Origin of the sequence: uncultured Castellaniella sp. (assembly GCF_937988725.1) — a bacterium.
Classification (GTDB): domain Bacteria; phylum Pseudomonadota; class Gammaproteobacteria; order Burkholderiales; family Burkholderiaceae_B; genus Castellaniella.
On sequence record NZ_CALKHS010000010.1, the window covers coordinates 1,051,929 to 1,067,907 of the forward strand.

Consider the following 15,979-nt stretch of genomic DNA (forward strand, 5'->3'; position numbering starts at 1 on the left):
TCCAGGGCCACGATGCGCTCCCGGATTGCTAGAATCCCGATCATGATCCGCGCCTTGTATACCGTGCTGGGCTCGATTGCCCTGGCGCTGGGCGTGCTGGGGATTTTCCTGCCCCTGCTGCCCACCACGCCCTTCCTGCTGCTGGCGGTCTTCTGCTATGCGCGCGGTTCGCGGCGCCTGCATGTCTGGCTGATGTCCCATCGTGTCCTGGGTCCGTATATTCGCGACTTTCAATCGGGGCGCGGCATCCCCTTGCGCAGCAAATGCCTGGCGATGGCCCTGATGTGGCCGTCCCTGGCCCTGTCGGCCTGGATCATGCCCGTGCCCTGGGCCCGCTGGCTGCTGCTGATTCCCGGCATCGGCGTCACGATCTACCTGTGGCGCCTGCCGACGCGTCCGCGCGGCGGCCCGCCGGAATCCGACGATCAGATCAATTTCGAATAGGTCGCCACCCGGGGTCGGCGCACATACTGGTCGAACACCATGGAAAAGGCGCGCACGAAGACCCGCCCCCGGGGCAGCACCCGAATGCCCTGGTCGTCGATCTCCAGCAGACCCGCGTCCGCATAAGGCCGCAAGCGCGCCAGTTCATCGGAAAAACAGGACTGGAAGGACTGACCGTGGCGATCCTGGAAGGCGGCGAAATCCAGCGGCGTGCTGCACATCAGCGTCATGATCACTTCCCGGCGGATGACGTCGTCGGGACTGAGGTCAAAGCCTTTGGAGATCGGCAGTTCGCCGCGTTCCAGGGCATTGCGGTAGGCGTTCAGGGAATGCTGGTTCTGCACGTAGGCATTGCCGATCTTGCCGATGGCGGAAATGCCGAAGCCCACCAGATCGCATTCGGCGCGCGTGGTGTAGCCCTGGAAATTGCGATGCAGGCTGTGATCCAGCCGCGCGCGGTTCAATTCATCGTCGGGCTTGGCGAAGTGATCCAGGCCGATATAGACATAGCCCGCCGCCAGCAGCCGGCGCACCGACATCAGGAAGATCTGCAGCCGGGTATCGGCCGACGGCAGGTCTTCTTCGCGGATCAGGCGCTGGGACTTGAAGCGGTCGGGCAGGTGCGCGTAGTTGTACAGCGCGACGCGATCGGGGGACAGTTCGATCAGCTGATCCAGGGTGCGGCTGAAGCTGTCCAGGGTTTGCAAGGGCAGGCCGTAGATCAGATCGGCATTGATGGACTGGAAGCCATTGTCGCGGCTGGCCTGCAGGGCGGTGCGCACCATGTCGTAGGGCTGGACGCGGTTGACGGCTTCCTGCACCCGGGGATCGAAATCCTGCACGCCGAAACTGGTGCGGTTGAAACCCAGCCCCGCCAGCATGGCCAGGGAATCGGGCGTCACCGTGCGCGGGTCGATCTCGACCCCCAGTTCCGCGTCGGGCGTGAAGTCGAAATGGCGGCGGATGTGTTCCATCAGCGAGGTCAATTCCGCCGCGCTCAGGAAGGTGGGGGTGCCGCCCCCCAGGTGCAGCTGGATCGTCTGTCGCGACGCGCCCAGGTGCTGGCTGACCATGTCCATTTCCCCGAACAGGATGTCCAGGTATTCCGCCGAGCGGCTGTGGTCTTGCGTGATGATCTTGTTGCAGCCGCAAAAATAGCATAGCGATTCGCAGAACGGCAGGTGCACGTATACCGACAAGGGAGCCGGCCGTTCGGCGGCCGCCCGGCGCGCCAGGTGCTCTTGGTAGGACGAGGCCGGATAATCGCGCTGGAAGCGGTCTGCCGTCGGATAGGACGTGTATCGGGGGCCGGACTGATCGAAACGGCGGATCAGCGCCTCGGAAATTTCCAGATCCGGGAAAGCGATGGTCTGCTCATCGCGGGTGTCTTGCGCCGCCCCGGAATGGCGGGCGGTGTCGGGTGAGTTCATGCGGTACGCTCCTGAAGCCGCGCCAGGGTCTCCTGACCCTGAATCACAACAGGCCTCATTGTCCTGTATCCAAAGGCATTGTCATGCGAAATGCATGCATCCGGCTTGACTCAAGTCAAGCCACCGAGTTCGCGTATCATAATTGGTCAGCTGAAATTCAAGAATCGATAATATCCCCATGCTCCTGACTCTGATCCTCGCGATCCCGTTTGCCGGTAGCCTGTGCGCCGCACTGCTGCCCTCGAACGCGCGCAGGGCCGGCGCCTGGATCGCGGGCGGCAGCGCCCTGGCCTGCCTGGCGCTGACCCTGGCGGCCACGCCCGAGGTCGCCGCCCTGGGCGTGATCAAGCTCAGCATCCCCTGGATCCCCACTCAGGGGGTCGACCTGACCCTGCGCATGGACGGCTACGCCTGGCTCTTCGCCGTGATCGTGTCGGCCATGGGGGCGCTGATCGCCCTGTACGCGCATTACTACCTGTCGGACCAGGATCCCGTGCCGCGCTTTTTCACGTTCCTGCTCAGCTTCATGGGCGCCATGCTGGGGGTCGTGCTGGCGGGCAACCTGATCCAGCTGCTGGTGTTCTGGGAACTGACCAGCCTGTCGTCCTTCATGCTGATCGGCTACTGGCAGCACCGCCCCGAAGCCCGGCGCGGCGCCCGCATGGCGCTGCTGGTGACGGGCGGCGGCGGCTTCTGCCTGCTGGCCAGCATGCTGATCATCGGCCACATCGTCGGCAGCTACGACCTGGACGCCGTGCTGGCCGCCGCCGGCGAAATCCGCAGCCACCGCTGGTATCCCATCCTGCTGGTGCTGCTGGCCCTGGGCGCCCTCACCAAAAGCGCCCAGTTTCCCTTCCATTTCTGGCTGCCCAACGCCATGGCGGCCCCCACTCCGGTATCAGCCTATCTGCATTCGGCCACCATGGTCAAGGCGGGCGTCTTCCTGCTGGCGCGCTTCTGGCCGATCTTTTCCGGCACCGACTGGTGGACCTGGACCATCGGCGGCGCGGGCCTGTGCTCGCTGCTGCTGGGGGCCTACGCCGCGACCTTCCAGCGCGACATCAAGAGCGTGCTGGCCTATTCCACCATCAGCCACCTGGGCCTGATCACCCTGCTCCTGGGGATGAACAGCCGGCTGGCGCTGGTGGCCGCCGTCTTCCACATGGTCAACCACGCCACCTTCAAGGCGTCGCTGTTCATGGCGGCGGGGATCGTCGATCACGAAAGCGGCACCCGCGACCTGACCCGCCTGTCGGGCCTGCGCACGCTGATGCCCCTGACCGCCACCCTGGCCATGGTGTCGGCGGCCGCCATGGCGGGGGTGCCGCTGCTCAACGGCTTCATTTCCAAGGAAATGTTCTTCGCCGAAACCATCTTCATCACGGGGCACTGGGCCAGCCGCTGGGGGCTGCCGCTGGCGGCCGTCATCGCGGGGGCCTTCAGCGTGACCTATTCCCTGCGCCTGATCCTGCAGGTCTTTTTCGGGCCCCCCGCCACCGATCTGCCGCGCACGCCGCACGACCCGGCCCGCATGATGCTCATCCCCTGCACGATCCTGGTCGTGATCTGCCTGTCCGTCGGCATCCTGCCCAACCTGACGCTGGGCGCCATCCTGGACATGGTCATGCGCGGCCTGCTCGGATCCCGCGTGCCGGTGTTCGACCTGCAGGTCTGGCACGGCATCAACCTGCCCCTGATCATGAGCCTCATCGCCATGGTGGCTGGAATCGGCCTGTATCTGGCCCTGCGCGAACGGGACCGACGGGCGCCCGGCCAGGTGCCGCTGATCTACCGCCTGGACGGCCGCCAGAGCTTCGAAACCCTGCTCGAAGCCATCGACGGCGGCTCGTCCCGGCTGCTGGGCTGGCTGCAGAGCCAGCGGCTGCAGCTCCAGGTCCTGCTGCTGGTGCTCTGCACCCTGGGCGTGGCCGCGCTGCCCCTGCTGCGCGGCGGCTGGTGGCCGCAGGCCGCCGCCAGCGACACCCCGCTGCAGTGGTCCTTCGGCCTGATGTGGCTGATGGGCGGGGCCTGCGCCGTCGCCGCCGCCTATCAGGCCAAATACCACCGCACCGCGTCGCTGATGCTGGCGGGCGCCACCGGCCTGATCACCTGCGTGACCTTCGCCTGGCTGTCCGCGCCGGACCTGGCCCTGACGCAACTGGCGGTCGAAGTCGTCACCACCGTGCTGATCCTGCTCGGCCTGCGCTGGCTGCCGCCGCGCATCGAGGAATTCTCCGGCGCGACCTGGCGCAGCATCCAGTGGCGCCGGCGGCGGGACTTCGCCGTGGCGGTGGCGGGCGGCGCCGGGCTGGCGATCCTGGCCTACGTCATGATGGTCCGTCCCCCGGCCCATTCCAGCATTTCGGGCTTTTTCGTCCAGCAGGCCTGGCCGCTGGGAGGCGGGGCCAACGTCGTCAACGTCATCCTGGTGGACTTCCGCGCCTTCGACACCTTCGGCGAAATCACGGTGCTGGCGATCGTGGCCCTGTGCGTATATGCCCTGCTGCGGCGCTTCCGGCCGCCCGCCGAGGCCCTGGCCGCCTCCCCCGGCCTGCGCCGCGTCCTGCAGCAGGTCCCGGCCCCCGAACCGGACATCAAGGCGCCGCTGCCCGACGGCCTGATGCGCATCCCGGCCGTGCTGGTGCGCCTGCTGCTGCCGGTGTCCACCCTGATTTCCCTGTACTTCCTGCTGCGCGGCCACAATCTGCCCGGCGGCGGCTTCGTGGGCGGCCTGGTCATGGCCACCGGCATCATCCTGCAGTACATGGTCGGCGGCATCCTGTGGGTCGAGGCCCGGCCGCTGATCCGGCCGCAGGTCTGGATCGCGCTGGGCCTGCTGGTGGCGGGCGGCGCCGCGATGGCCGTCTGGTGGGCCGGCCAGCCCCTGCTGTCGGCCTACTCGCTGGACCCGGTCCTGCCCCTGGTCGGCGCCGTCCACCTGTCCAGCGTGCTGGTGTTCGACCTGGGGGTCTACATGCTGGTGGTGGGCGCCACCATCCTCTTCCTGATCGCGCTGGCCCACCAGTCCCTGCGCTTCCACCGCAACATCACCGAACCGGCCGACGCGCCGCTGGAGACCTGACCATGGAATGGATACTGGCTCTGGCCATCGGCGTGCTGGCGGGATCGGGCATCTGGCTGCTGCTGCGCCCGCGCACCTTCCAGTTCATCATGGGGCTGGCCCTGATGGCCTATGCCGTCAACCTGTTCATCTTCGCCATGGGCCGCCTGCGCCTGGACGCCCCGCCCGTCATCGATCCCCACTGGACCGATCCGGCCCGCTATGCCGATCCCCTGCCCCAGGCCCTGGTGCTGACGGCCATCGTCATCGGCTTCGCCACCACCGCCCTGTTCCTGGTCGTGCTGCTGGCCTCGCGCGGCATGAGCGACACCGACCACGTCGACGGCGAGGAACACCGCTCATGACGCTCTGGATGCAGAACCTGCCGGTGCTGCCGGTCCTGATTCCCCTGATGGCGGGCGCCCTGATGCTGCTGACGCGCGACAGCCATCGGCCCCTGCGCGTGAGCCTGGGGGCCGTGTCCCTGACGCTGCAGATCGCGGCCGCCCTGATGCTGATCCGGGCCACCCAGGGCATCGGCGGATCCCTCTGGCCCGACGACATCGGCGTCTACCGGCTGGGCAACTGGCCGGCGCCCTTCGGCATCGTCCTGGTGGCCGACCGCCTGTCGGCGCTGATGCTGGGCCTGACGGCCATCCTGGGGCTGTGCGCCTGGGTGTATGCCACGGCGCGCTGGGACCGCGCCGGCAGCCACTTCCATCCCCTGTTCCAGCTGCAGCTGATGGGCCTGAATGGCGCCTTCCTGGCCGGCGACCTCTTCAATCTGTTCGTCTTCTTCGAAATCCTGCTGACTGCGTCCTACGGACTGATGCTGCACGGCTCGGGCAAGCGCCGCGTGGGCGCCGGCCTGCACTACATCGGCGTCAACCTGATCGCGTCGTTCCTGCTGCTGGTCGCCATCGCCCTGATCTACGGGCTGACCGGCACCCTGAACCTGGCCGACCTGTCGGTGCGGGCGCTGGCCCTGACCGGGTCCGACCGCCAGCTGTTCGACAGCGCCGCGGCGATTCTGGGGGTCGCCTTCCTGATCAAGGCGGCCGCCTGGCCCCTGAACTTCTGGCTGCCCAACGCCTATTCCGAGGCCTGCGCCCCGGTGGCCGCCCTGTTCGCCATCATGACCAAGGTCGGCATCTACGCCCTGCTGCGCATCGGCTCGCTGCTGCTGCCCGCCGGCGCCCCGGCCGCCTTCGGCGGCGCCTGGATGTTCCCGGCCGGCATCGCCACCCTGGCCTTCGGCACTCTGGGCATGCTGGCCAGCACCCAGCCGCGGCGCATTGCGGCCTATGCCATCATCACCTCCTCGGGCACCCTGTTCGCGGCGCTGGGCATGCCGGGCATCACCCTGACCGGACCGGCCCTGTACTATCTGCTCAGTTCCGTGATGGCCCTGGGCGCCCTGTTCCTGCTGCTGGAACTCACCGAGCGCAGCCAGTCCTTCGGGGCGGACATCCTGGCCGTCACCCAGGAAGCCTTCGAGGCCGACGAGCCCGACGACGCCAGCCTGTCCGAACAGGTCGTGGGCGCGCCGCTGCCCGCCACCATGGCCTTCCTGGGGCTGAGCTTCTTCGCCTGCGCCCTGCTCATCATCGGCCTGCCGCCCCTGTCGGGCTTCGTGGCGAAATTCTCCCTGCTGTCGGCCGCGCTGCGCACCGCCGAGTTCGGCGCCCCCACCGTCAACGTCTGGCTGCTGGTGGCCGCCATGCTGGGATCCGGCCTGGCCTGCCTGATGGCCCTGGGCCGCTGCGGGGTGCGCCTGTTCTGGATTCCGGAACAGCTGCGCGTCCCGACCCTGAAATTCAACGAGATCATCCCCATCCTGGTGCTGCTGGGGGCCTGCGCCGCGCTGACCATCCAGGCCGGCCCCGCCATGAGCTACCTGGAAGATACGGCCCGCTATCTGGACCAGCCGGCCCGCTACGTCCAGGCCGTGCTGGGCCCCGCCCCCGCGGAGGCGCCACGATGATGAGACGCCTGCTGGGATTCCTGCCCCTGCCCTGCCTGCTGCTGGCCCTGTGGCTGGTCCTGAACGACAGCCTGTCGGCCGGGCAGATCGCGCTGGGCCTGGCGATCGCCGTCACGCTCAGCCTGCTGGCACCCATCCTGCGCCCGGTGCGCGCGCGCCTGCGCCACCCCTGGACGGCCCTGCGGCTGATCGCCCGCGTCGCCCGCGACATCGTGCTTTCCAACTATCTGGTCAGCCAGCGCATCCTGCGCGGGGACGCCTCCTCCGCGCGGTCCGGTTTCCTGGACATTCCCCTGCGGATCCGCGATCCCCACGGCCTGGCCGCCCTGGCCTGCATCGTCACCTTCACGCCGGGAACCGTCTGGGCGGGACACGACACCGAACGCAACGTCCTGACCCTGCACGTGCTGGACCTGTCCGACCCGGCGGGCCTGACGCGCGTCATCCAGGACCGCTACGAACGCCCGCTGATGGAGATCTTCGAATGAGCACCGTACTCTTGAACTGGGCGGGCGGCTTCGCCCTGCTGTGTTTCGTCCTGGGCCTGGGCTGCGCCGCGATCCGCCTGATCCGGGGGCCGCGCGCCGAAGACCGCATCCTGGCCCTGGACACGCTCTACATCAACGGCATGCTGATCCTGCTGGTGCTGGGCCTGCGCTTCGAGGCGGGCCTGTACTTCGACGTGGCGCTGCTGATCGCCCTGTTCGGCTTCGTCGGCTCGGCGGCCCTGGCCAAGTTCCTGCTGCGCGGCGAGGTGATCGAGCCATGAACGAACTGCCTCTGTGGGCGGCCATCCTGGTGGCCCTGCTGCTGATCCTGGCCGGCCTCGTCACCCTGATCGGCTCGCTGGGCCTGCTGCGGCTGCGCACCTTCTACCAGCGCATGCATGCCCCGACCCTGGGCATGACGCTGGGCGCGTTCTGCGTCGCCCTGGCCGCCACGCTGGTGGCCAGCCTGCTGCAGGGCCGGCCGATCTTCCATGAATGGCTGATCTGCCTGTTCCTGTTCATGAGCGCGCCCGTCACGGCGATCCTGCTGATGCAAAGCGCCATTCGCCGCCGCATCGCGCCCGCCGCCCCGCCCGATCAGCCCCCCGCCGGCCCCGCCCGGGCCGACGCGGAGCCGCCCGCCGTCTGAGCATATTTGTAACATTCGGCTCAGGGGGAACCCTTACACTGGACGAGTCCCCTGAACCGGGCCGGGATAGCGCCCGGGATTCAAGAAGGAGTGCTCGATCATGCGTCACGCATTACAGAAATCTCTGCAAGCCGGCCTGCTGGCCGTCGGCCTGGGCGGCATCGCGCTATTCGCCCCCGGCGCTCAGGCCGCCGGCCCCCAATCCCAATATCAGCAGGACGTGGAACGCTGCAACACCACGCCCGGCATCGACAAGCAGGCCTGCCTGCACGAAGCCGGCGCCGCCGCGCAAGCCGCCCGGCAGGACAAGCTGACCACTCCGTCCATGCAGACCGAAGATCGCAACCGCACCCAGCGCTGCGACAGTCTGCCCGCCGATCAGCGCCAGGACTGCATGACGCTGATGGACAACGCCAACACGCGCACGCAAGGCTCGGTCCAGTCCGGCGGCGTCCTGCGCGAAACCACCATCACCATTCCGGCCCCGACGGGCTCCTGATCGCTCACAGTTCCATCTGCATGCCCATTTCCACCACCCGGTTGGGCGGGATCTTGTAGAACCGGGTGGTGCGGCTGGCATTGCGGGCCATGAAGGCGAACAGGTGGCGGCGCCAGCTCTGATGCCAGGGCAGGCGCCGCACCACGATGACGGTCTGACGCGACAGGAAATACGAAGTCTGCATCGGCTCCAGGTTCAGGTCGGAGACTTCCTGGGCGATCTGCTCCACCACCTGGGGCACATTGGGTTCCTGCTTGAAGCCCCAGCGGGCCACCGCCTGCCAGCTGCTGCGGCTGACGCGTTCGACCCGCACCCGCTCGCTGAACGGCACATACGGTTCGTCCGCCACCTCGATGGTCAGGAACAGCGCCTGTTCGTGGAGCACCTTATTATGTTTCAAATTGTGTAGAAGCGCCGGCGGCACCGTGCCGACGATCATGCTCATGAAGACGGCGGTGCCCGGCACGCGGGTGGGCGGATAGGCTTCCAGGGATTCCATGAAACTGACCAGGGGCTGATGGTCCCCGGCCAGCGTGTCGTGGATGCGCTGGCGCCCCTGCTTCCAGGTCACCATCAGCGTCAGCAGCGCGATCCCCACCATCAGCGGCAGCCAGCCGCCTTCATGCAGCTTCAGGGTGTTGGACGTGAACAGCAGGATATCGATCAGCAGGAACAGGGTGATGAGCGTCAGCCAGGCGGCGCGCCGCAGCCCGCGCGAGGCGCGCGGCAGCACGGCGAAGGCCAGCAGCGAAGTCATCAGCATCGTGCCCGTGACGGCGAAGCCATAGGCGTGCGCCAGGCTGTCCGACGAGCGGAACGCCAGCGTCAGCACCAGGACGGCCAGCAGCAGCAGCCAGTTGACGCGCGGCAGGTAGATCTGCCCTTCTTCCCGGGCCGAGGTGTGCTGGATCACCATGCGCGGCCAATAGCCCAGCTGCACCGCCTGCCGGGTCACGGAAAACGCCCCCGAGATCACCGATTGCGACGCGATGATGGTGGCGACGGTCGCCAGTCCGACCAGCGGGATCAGCCCCCATTCCGGCGCCAGCAGGAAAAAGGGATTGCGGATGGCCGACGGATCGCTCAGCAGCAAGGCACCCTGGCCGAAATAGCACAGCACCAGGGCTGGCAGCACCAGGGCGAACCAGGCCCGGCGGATGACGGGGCCGCCGAAGTGGCCCATGTCGGCATACAGGGCTTCCGCGCCGGTCAGGGCCAGCACCAGGGCGCCCAGCGCCAGAAAGGTCTCCCAGGGGGCATCCCCGATGAAACGCAACGCCCAGATCGGATTGACGGCTTGCAGCACCTGCGGCTGCTCGGCTATCCGCCAGCCCCCCAGGATGCCCAGCACCAGGAACCAGACCAGCATCACGGGGCCGAACAGGCGGCCCACCGTGCCCGTGCCGCGCGACTGCACCATGAACAGCGCCATGAGCACCACCACGGCGATCGGCACCACCCAGGAATCCAGGCCGTGCGACACGACCCCGATCCCTTCGACGGCCGACAGCACCGAAATGGCCGGGGTGATCATGCTGTCGCCATAGAACAGCGCCGCCCCGATCAGCCCCAGGATGGCCAGGCGCCAGCGCGTCCGCTCGGGGCGTCCGCGCATGGCCAGCTCCATCAGCGCCAGCGTGCCGCCCTCGCCCCGGTTGTCGGCGCGCAGGATGCAGGTCACGTATTTCAGCGACACCACCAGGATCAGCATCCAGAACAGGAGCGACAGCATGCCCAGGATGTGCTCGACATCCGGCGTTCCCGTTCCCGACAGGGCGACTTTCACGGTGTACAGCGGGCTGGTGCCGATGTCTCCGTATACGACCCCCAGGGCGCCGATCAGCAGCGCCGCCTGCGGGCTGCCGCTCGAGTCCGATGATTTTTGAGTGCTCATGATCTATTCTGCCCGCGTCAGACAGGCTCCCCGACGGGGCCCGGGAAAAATCAGGGTGATTCGGGTGCCCGCGAACGCGGGGCGGCTGATGACCTTCCACCACGCCCCATGGGCGCGGGCGATTTCACGCACGATGGCCAGGCCCAGGCCCGAGCCGCCGGACCCCGCATCCGCCGCCCGGTAGAAGGCCTCGAACACGCGCTCCAAGTCGTCGGCGCCGATCCCCGAGCCGTCGTCCTCCACCGAAAACGAAGGCGGATTGCTGATGACCCGCAACTGGATCAGCCGCGCCCCCTGGCCGTAGCGCAGGGCGTTGTCGATCAGGTTGCCCAGCAATTCGCCCAGCAGGACGGGGTCGCCGTCCACCCAGACGGGGGCCTCCGGGGCCGTCAGCTGCAATTCGATCGATTGGGCGCGCGCGCGGTCCAGCCATTCGGAACCCGCGCGGCGCATCCATTCGCAGAGATCCAGGCGCACGAAGCTGTCCTGGGGACGGGCGGCATGATCGGCGCGGGCCAGCACCAGCAGCTGCTGGCCCATGCGGATCATGTGGTCCGTCACGGACTTGATGCGATCCGCCCGCGTGCGGATGTCGTCGGACAGGTCCTGCCCCAGCATCAGTTCGGATTCCAGCTTCAGGCCCGCCAGCGGGGTGCGCAGCTGATGAGCGGCATGGCCGATGAAGCGGCGCTGCGCCTGCACGGAATCGTCCAGGCGCACCAGCAGATCGTTGAAATGCAGCACCAGGGGGGCGATTTCGCTGGGCAGCCCGGCCAGGTCCAGGGGCTGCAGGTCTTCGATGGAGCGCTGGCGGATCTGGTCGGCCAGCTGGTTGATGGACGTCAGTTCGAAGCGGATGCCGGAAATCAGCACCCAGACGAACAGCACCACCAGGAACCCCTGGGTCAGCAGCATCACCCAGAACAGATCGCGCAGCAGCCAGGGCTGGGGGCGGATGACGCCGGTCATGAACCAGGTGGCCAGCAGATCGATGGCCACCAGAATGAAGAAAGCCGGCAGCAGCCGGCGCACCAGTTTGCGGGCGAGGGAGTCCTGGGGCATCAGGCGCTCGAACAGGCTCAGCGCCTGTCGATCCTGACGGGGATCGGAACCTGCGGATGAATTAGGCACTTTCGACGTCGAGCAGGTAGCCGAAGCCGCGCACCGTCTGGATGCTGGCCCCGGTTCCGTCCAGGCGCTTGCGCAGGCGGTAGACATAGACTTCGACGGCATTTTCACTGAAATCGGCATCCCAGGCCGACAGGGAATTGACGATCTGCTGCTTGGTGACCACCCGCCCGGGGCGGGCCATCAGCATTTCCAGCACCGACAATTCGCGCACGGACAGGGCCAGGCGCTTGCCGCTGACGCGGATCTGGCGCCCCACCGTGTCGAAGGCCAGCGGCCCGCATTCCAGGATGGTCTGCGCCTGGCCGGCATGCCGGCGGGCCAGCGCACGGACCCGGGCCGCCAGTTCGGGCAGTTCGAAGGGTTTGGTCACGTAGTCGTCGGCGCCGGCATCCAGCCCCGCCACCCGGTCGTCCAGGCCGTCGCGCGCCGTCAGGATCAGCACGGGGATCTGCGACCCGCTCGCCCGCAGGCGCTGCAGGACTTCCAGGCCGCTGAGGCCCGGCAGGTTCAGGTCCAGCAGCAGCAGATCGTAGGCCTGGCCGGCCACGGCGCCCTCGACCCGGTCGCCGGACTGCAGCCAATCGACGGCGTAGCCCTGGCCGCTGAGGAATTCCTGGAGCGCATGCCCCAGGGTCGTGTCGTCTTCGATGACTAGTACTCGCATGGGGTGATTCTAGCCTGAACACGTCACTGCACGTCACCTGCGAAGGAAGGCCGTTACATAGCTGACAGGCGCATGAACACGGCCTTTCGAGGCGGCCGGGGCGTGGAACGGGCGGTCATCGACCGGGCCCGGACTTCAGCCCCCCAAGGCCGGCGCGGCCTTGCCGGCCGGGGCGGCGGGCGCCGGCTGGGTCACGAAGCCCAGGCGCTTCATGCCGGCCCGCCGCGCGGCCCCCATGATCTGCGCCAGCTCGCCGTAGCGGGTCTCCACGTCGGCGCGGATGCGCACCTCGGGCTGGGGATCGGCGCCGGCTTCCGCGGCGAAACGGGATTCCAGGTCCTCCAGGGCCACGGGCTGCTCGTTCCAGAACACCGCGCCGCTCGGGTCGATGGCCAGATCGACGACCTTGGGCTGCTGCTCCACCGGCTGCGCCGTGACCTGCGGCACATTGATGCGGATCGAATGGCTGAGCAGGGGCGCGGTGATGATGAAGATCACCAGCAGCACCAGCATCACGTCGATCAGCGGCACCATGTTGATCTCGGACATGGTCGTGCCCGGCCCCTTGGAATCGAAGCTGCCGAATGCCATGGTCAGGCCTCCCGGCTGCTGGCCAGGCTGATGTGGCGGCCATGGCGCTCGTGGCGCTCATGCGCCCCGTCGGCCACCTGCTGGCCCGTCGTCAGGAAGGTGAACAGGTCGTGTGCGAAGGCATCCAGCTGCGCCAGGTAGACGCGGTTCAGGCGCACGAAGGCGTTATAGGCCAGGACCGCCGGAATGGCGACCGCCAGGCCCAGGCCGGTCATGATCAGGGCCTCGCCCACCGGGCCGGCGATGCGGTTGATCGTCACGCCGTCGGCCATGCCGATGCTGAGCAGCGCGTGATACACCCCCCACACCGTGCCGAACAGCCCCACGAAGGGCGCGGTCGAACCGACCGAGGCCAGCACCGTCAGGCCGTTTTCCAGCCGGGCGGTTTCCTCGTCGATGACCTTGCGGATGGTGCGCGTGACGAAGGCCGCGGTCGAGCCGCTTTCCTCCAGCTTCAACGCCCCGTACTTGGCATGATGCTTCTGCGCATGGATGGCATGGCTGGCCAGATGGGCGAAGGGCTCTTCCGCCCCGTGCGTGGCGATTTCATTTTCCACCTGCTCCAGCGAACTGGCCGCCCAGAATTCCGCCAGGAATTTCCGCGAGCGCTGGCGGATGCGCAGATGCGTGAATCCCTTGGCCAGGATCAGATACCAGCTGGCCAGCGACATCAGCAGCAGGAAGCCGAACAGGGACTTGCCCACGGCATCGCTCTGCCCGATGAAATGCATCACGCCCTGGCTGGCCGCGCCGACGGCCGCCGCGGCGGGCGCGGCGCTCTGCGCCGTGGCGGCGGCGGCCTGGGCCGCCTCCGGCCCCGCCGCCTGGGCCAGCGCCATCACGGCGCTGCCGATCAGATCGATCATCATGTTCTGGAACTCCTGTCGGTCCAAGACCTATAAAACGAAATCAAAGGGAATGTCCACCAGCGCCTTGTAGGCGATGCCATTTTCCGTATAGGGGCGAAACCGCGCCTGTTGCATGGCCTGCACGGCCGCATCGTCCAGCCGCGCATAGCCCGAGGAACGTTGCACCGTGACGTGGGCGACCTGTCCCTGGGGAGAAATCAGCACCCGCAGGACCACCCGCCCCTGTTCGCCGCGCCGCTGCGACAGGCGGGGATACGTCGGACTGGGACGCCGGCCCAGGTAATCCACGCGACCGATGGAGCGCGGCCGGTCCGGGTCCACCGGCCGGGCCTCGCCGCGCGCCTGTGTGGCCTGCGCTGCGCCGCCCGCCGGGGCCTGCGTCGCGGGCGCGGCAGCCGCCGGCGGCGTCTCGCGCGCCGGCTGCGGCTTGGGCTGGGGTTTCGGTTTCAGCTGGATCTTCGGCTTGGGCTTGGGCTCAGGTTTGGGTTTGGGTTTGACGACCGGCTTGGGCGGCGGCGCTTCCGTGATGGCCTCCGGTTCCGGTTCCTCGACGACGGGCTCGGGCTCGGGGGCCGGTTCGATCACGGGTTCCGGATCGGGTTCGACGATGGGCTCCGGTTCCGGGATGTCCGGCAATTCCGCCGCGGGCGGCGCCGCGGGAGCCGGATCGACCGCCGGCCCCAATTCCACGAACTGGACGTCCAGCGCATCGGGCTGGCCCAGGGCGACCTGCGCCACGGGCGTCGACAGGATCATGGCCAGCACGGCCGCGTGCAGGCCAAGCGCCGCCACAGCGGCGGCCGTCTTCAGCCAGGGAAAACGCAAGGAAGGACCCGAACCCATGAACCCGGAAATGACAACAGTGAAAGCGGGATCTTAGCAGGAATGAAAACGATTCTCAATGCTAATTACAGAGCTTCTGCACGGATCGCGGCGGGATCGGCCGCTCCACCGAGCCCCCGAAAAAATATGATCACGACAAGCCAATGATTTTACTGAGATAAGTCTCGCGCCCTTCCGGGAATGAAACATAAACACACATTTTTCTTGAAACTTGATGCGCCTGTTTCCGGTCCTTTCAAAGACCCACTCACGAGGCCAGCTCATGATGTCCAGAATCCTTGCCCTATGCGCCGGCGCCCTGTGCGCCCTCAGTCTCCAGACCGCGGCCCTGGCGGCCGACGCGCCGCCCCCCGGCATCTACCTGTCCACCGACTACCCGGCCCTGACGCTGAAGGCGGGCGAGACATCCACGGTGTCCCTGAACCTGCACAACCAGGCCACGCCCCCTGAACGCCTGGCCCTGTCGCTGGAGGGCGTGCCCAAGGGCTGGACGGCCACGCTGCTGGGCGACGGACGGCCGGTGGCCTCCGCCATGCCCGGCAGCGACCAGACCCTGATGCTGAAGCTGCGCCTGGACATCCCGAAAGGCGATGCCGCGACGCACGGCGCCATCACCGTCCGTGCCGACAACGGCCAGCGCCACCTGAGCCTGCCGCTGGACATCACCCTGGCCAGGCAGTTGCCCGCCCAGCTGTCGGTGCAGCCGGACCTGCCCCAGCTGACCGGGTCGGCCCGCACCTCCTTCGACTACCAGCTGACCGTCAAGAACGACAGCGGCCAGGACGTGCTGGCCAGCCTCGCGGCCAGCGCGCCCCAATACTTCGACACCTCGTTCACCGAAGGCTACGGCAGCCAGCAGATCAGCGCCGTGCCCATCAAGGCGGGAGAATCCAAGACCGTCAAGCTGCACGTGCGCCCGCCCGTGACGGCGACTTCCGGCGAACATGACATCGAAGTCAAGGTCGCCGCCGACGGCGCCCAGGCCAGCACCCGCCTGAAGCTCGACATCACCGGACAACCCGCGCTGAACCTGGCCGGCCGCGACGGGCTGATGAGCGCCAGCGCCCAGATCGGCGACGCCAGCAACGTCCCGCTGGAACTGCGCAACAGCGGCACGGCCGCCGCCCAGGACATCACGCTGGACGGCACGGCGCCCTCGGGCTGGAAAGTCGAGTTCAAGCCGGAACAGGTCGCCCAGCTGGACCCGGGCAAGACCGTCGAGGTCCAGGCCGTGATCACGCCGTCGGCGCAATCGCTGGCTGGCGACTACATGGTCAAGCTGCATGCGAAATCGGCGGGCCAGTCCGCCGACGGCGACCTGCGCGTCTCGGTCACGACCTCCGGCCTGTGGGGGGTCAGCGGCGCCATCCTGATCGCCGTGGCCCTGCTGGTGCTGATCGGCGCCGTGGCCCGGTACGGCCGCCGCTGAGCG

At 67.8% G+C, this 15,979-nt stretch carries 16 protein-coding genes; 9 read left to right on the top strand and 7 right to left on the bottom strand.

Translation table 11 applies throughout. The annotated features are described in order from the left end of the window. The first annotated feature begins 42 nt into the window (after positions 1 to 42). Positions 43 to 444 (top strand): YbaN family protein, encoded by a 402-nt coding sequence (locus Q0263_RS15415; RefSeq protein WP_298018033.1) that lies wholly within the window; start codon positions 43 to 45, stop codon positions 442 to 444. On the opposite strand, the gene hemN is transcribed toward Q0263_RS15415, so the two are convergent. Then, positions 426 to 1,874 (bottom strand): oxygen-independent coproporphyrinogen III oxidase, encoded by a 1,449-nt coding sequence (gene hemN, locus Q0263_RS15420; protein WP_298018035.1) that lies wholly within the window; start codon positions 1,872 to 1,874, stop codon positions 426 to 428. The two genes, Q0263_RS15415 and hemN, sit on opposite strands and share 19 nt — an antisense overlap. Before the next feature lie 178 nt (positions 1,875 to 2,052). On the opposite strand from hemN, the gene Q0263_RS15425 reads away from it, so the two are divergent. From Q0263_RS15425 to Q0263_RS15455, 7 genes are all read left to right on the top strand, one after another. Beyond that, positions 2,053 to 4,956, top strand: coding sequence for a monovalent cation/H+ antiporter subunit A (locus tag Q0263_RS15425; RefSeq protein WP_298018038.1), 2,904 nt, complete (start codon positions 2,053 to 2,055; stop codon positions 4,954 to 4,956). A 2-nt stretch (positions 4,957 to 4,958) separates the two neighbouring features. Continuing rightward, complete coding sequence (locus tag Q0263_RS15430; RefSeq protein ID WP_298018041.1) at positions 4,959 to 5,300, top strand: Na+/H+ antiporter subunit C; 342 nt, start codon at positions 4,959 to 4,961, stop codon at positions 5,298 to 5,300. After that, positions 5,297 to 6,919 carry a monovalent cation/H+ antiporter subunit D gene (locus tag Q0263_RS15435; RefSeq protein WP_298018046.1) on the top strand — a complete coding sequence of 541 codons (1,623 nt, stop codon included), beginning with the start codon at positions 5,297 to 5,299 and terminating at the stop codon, positions 6,917 to 6,919. The genes Q0263_RS15430 and Q0263_RS15435 overlap by 4 nt, the downstream gene beginning before the upstream one ends. Further along, on the top strand, positions 6,916 to 7,407 hold the full coding sequence (locus tag Q0263_RS15440; RefSeq protein WP_366140714.1) for a Na+/H+ antiporter subunit E: 492 nt from the start codon (positions 6,916 to 6,918) through the stop codon (positions 7,405 to 7,407). The genes Q0263_RS15435 and Q0263_RS15440 overlap by 4 nt, the downstream gene beginning before the upstream one ends. Beyond that, positions 7,404 to 7,688 carry a K+/H+ antiporter subunit F gene (locus Q0263_RS15445; protein WP_298018048.1) on the top strand — a complete coding sequence of 95 codons (285 nt, stop codon included), beginning with the start codon at positions 7,404 to 7,406 and terminating at the stop codon, positions 7,686 to 7,688. The genes Q0263_RS15440 and Q0263_RS15445 overlap by 4 nt, the downstream gene beginning before the upstream one ends. Next, a complete protein-coding gene (gene mnhG, locus Q0263_RS15450; protein ID WP_298018050.1) occupies positions 7,685 to 8,056 on the top strand; it encodes a monovalent cation/H(+) antiporter subunit G in 372 nt (123 codons plus the stop codon). Before Q0263_RS15445 ends, mnhG begins: the two co-directional genes overlap by 4 nt. Positions 8,057 to 8,156: 100 nt before the next feature. After that, the gene (locus Q0263_RS15455; RefSeq protein WP_298018053.1) at positions 8,157 to 8,555 is read left to right on the top strand and encodes a hypothetical protein; all 399 of its coding nucleotides are present in this window, start codon (positions 8,157 to 8,159) and stop codon (positions 8,553 to 8,555) included. 4 nt (positions 8,556 to 8,559) lie between these two features. Here the strand turns inward: Q0263_RS15455 and Q0263_RS15460 are convergent, their stop codons facing one another. The 6 genes from Q0263_RS15460 to Q0263_RS15485 all read right to left on the bottom strand — a co-directional run bounded on the left by Q0263_RS15460 (position 8,560) and on the right by Q0263_RS15485 (position 14,529). Continuing rightward, positions 8,560 to 10,449 carry a potassium transporter Kup gene (locus Q0263_RS15460; protein WP_298018056.1) on the bottom strand — a complete coding sequence of 630 codons (1,890 nt, stop codon included), beginning with the start codon at positions 10,447 to 10,449 and terminating at the stop codon, positions 8,560 to 8,562. A 3-nt stretch (positions 10,450 to 10,452) separates the two neighbouring features. Then, entirely contained in the window at positions 10,453 to 11,511 is a 1,059-nt protein-coding gene (locus Q0263_RS15465) for a HAMP domain-containing sensor histidine kinase (protein WP_298018059.1), read from the bottom strand. Positions 11,512 to 11,572: 61 nt separating this feature from the next. Continuing rightward, positions 11,573 to 12,244 carry a response regulator transcription factor gene (locus Q0263_RS15470; RefSeq protein WP_298018062.1) on the bottom strand — a complete coding sequence of 224 codons (672 nt, stop codon included), beginning with the start codon at positions 12,242 to 12,244 and terminating at the stop codon, positions 11,573 to 11,575. Between the two features lie 135 nt (positions 12,245 to 12,379). Beyond that, positions 12,380 to 12,835, bottom strand: coding sequence for a biopolymer transporter ExbD (locus tag Q0263_RS15475; protein ID WP_298018064.1), 456 nt, complete (start codon positions 12,833 to 12,835; stop codon positions 12,380 to 12,382). Between the two features lie 2 nt (positions 12,836 to 12,837). After that, on the bottom strand, positions 12,838 to 13,701 hold the full coding sequence (locus tag Q0263_RS15480; RefSeq protein ID WP_298019159.1) for a MotA/TolQ/ExbB proton channel family protein: 864 nt from the start codon (positions 13,699 to 13,701) through the stop codon (positions 12,838 to 12,840). 30 nt (positions 13,702 to 13,731) lie between these two features. After that, positions 13,732 to 14,529: an energy transducer TonB gene (locus tag Q0263_RS15485; protein ID WP_298018067.1), complete on the bottom strand. Its 798-nt coding sequence runs from the start codon at positions 14,527 to 14,529 to the stop codon at positions 13,732 to 13,734. Between the two features lie 280 nt (positions 14,530 to 14,809). Here Q0263_RS15485 and Q0263_RS15490 point away from each other — a divergent pair, with 280 nt between their 5' ends. Continuing rightward, positions 14,810 to 15,976, top strand: a complete 1,167-nt coding sequence (locus Q0263_RS15490; protein WP_298018070.1) for an NEW3 domain-containing protein — start codon at positions 14,810 to 14,812, stop codon at positions 15,974 to 15,976. Positions 15,977 to 15,979 lie beyond the last annotated feature (3 nt).

What these genes read in the sequence shown, in the direction of transcription:
- Q0263_RS15415 (WP_298018033.1), top strand. Translation starts at nt 43, where the DNA reads ATGATCCGCGCCTTGTATACCGTGCTGGGCTCGATTGCCCTGGCGCTG.
- hemN (WP_298018035.1), bottom strand. Translation starts at nt 1,874, where the DNA reads ATGAACTCACCCGACACCGCCCGCCATTCCGGGGCGGCGCAAGACACC.
- Q0263_RS15425 (WP_298018038.1), top strand. Translation starts at nt 2,053, where the DNA reads ATGCTCCTGACTCTGATCCTCGCGATCCCGTTTGCCGGTAGCCTGTGC.
- Q0263_RS15430 (WP_298018041.1), top strand. Translation starts at nt 4,959, where the DNA reads ATGGAATGGATACTGGCTCTGGCCATCGGCGTGCTGGCGGGATCGGGC.
- Q0263_RS15435 (WP_298018046.1), top strand. Translation starts at nt 5,297, where the DNA reads ATGACGCTCTGGATGCAGAACCTGCCGGTGCTGCCGGTCCTGATTCCC.
- Q0263_RS15440 (WP_366140714.1), top strand. Translation starts at nt 6,916, where the DNA reads ATGATGAGACGCCTGCTGGGATTCCTGCCCCTGCCCTGCCTGCTGCTG.
- Q0263_RS15445 (WP_298018048.1), top strand. Translation starts at nt 7,404, where the DNA reads ATGAGCACCGTACTCTTGAACTGGGCGGGCGGCTTCGCCCTGCTGTGT.
- mnhG (WP_298018050.1), top strand. Translation starts at nt 7,685, where the DNA reads ATGAACGAACTGCCTCTGTGGGCGGCCATCCTGGTGGCCCTGCTGCTG.
- Q0263_RS15455 (WP_298018053.1), top strand. Translation starts at nt 8,157, where the DNA reads ATGCGTCACGCATTACAGAAATCTCTGCAAGCCGGCCTGCTGGCCGTC.
- Q0263_RS15460 (WP_298018056.1), bottom strand. Translation starts at nt 10,449, where the DNA reads ATGAGCACTCAAAAATCATCGGACTCGAGCGGCAGCCCGCAGGCGGCG.
- Q0263_RS15465 (WP_298018059.1), bottom strand. Translation starts at nt 11,511, where the DNA reads ATGCCCCAGGACTCCCTCGCCCGCAAACTGGTGCGCCGGCTGCTGCCG.
- Q0263_RS15470 (WP_298018062.1), bottom strand. Translation starts at nt 12,244, where the DNA reads ATGCGAGTACTAGTCATCGAAGACGACACGACCCTGGGGCATGCGCTC.
- Q0263_RS15475 (WP_298018064.1), bottom strand. Translation starts at nt 12,835, where the DNA reads ATGGCATTCGGCAGCTTCGATTCCAAGGGGCCGGGCACGACCATGTCC.
- Q0263_RS15480 (WP_298019159.1), bottom strand. Translation starts at nt 13,701, where the DNA reads ATGATCGATCTGATCGGCAGCGCCGTGATGGCGCTGGCCCAGGCGGCG.
- Q0263_RS15490 (WP_298018070.1), top strand. Translation starts at nt 14,810, where the DNA reads ATGATGTCCAGAATCCTTGCCCTATGCGCCGGCGCCCTGTGCGCCCTC.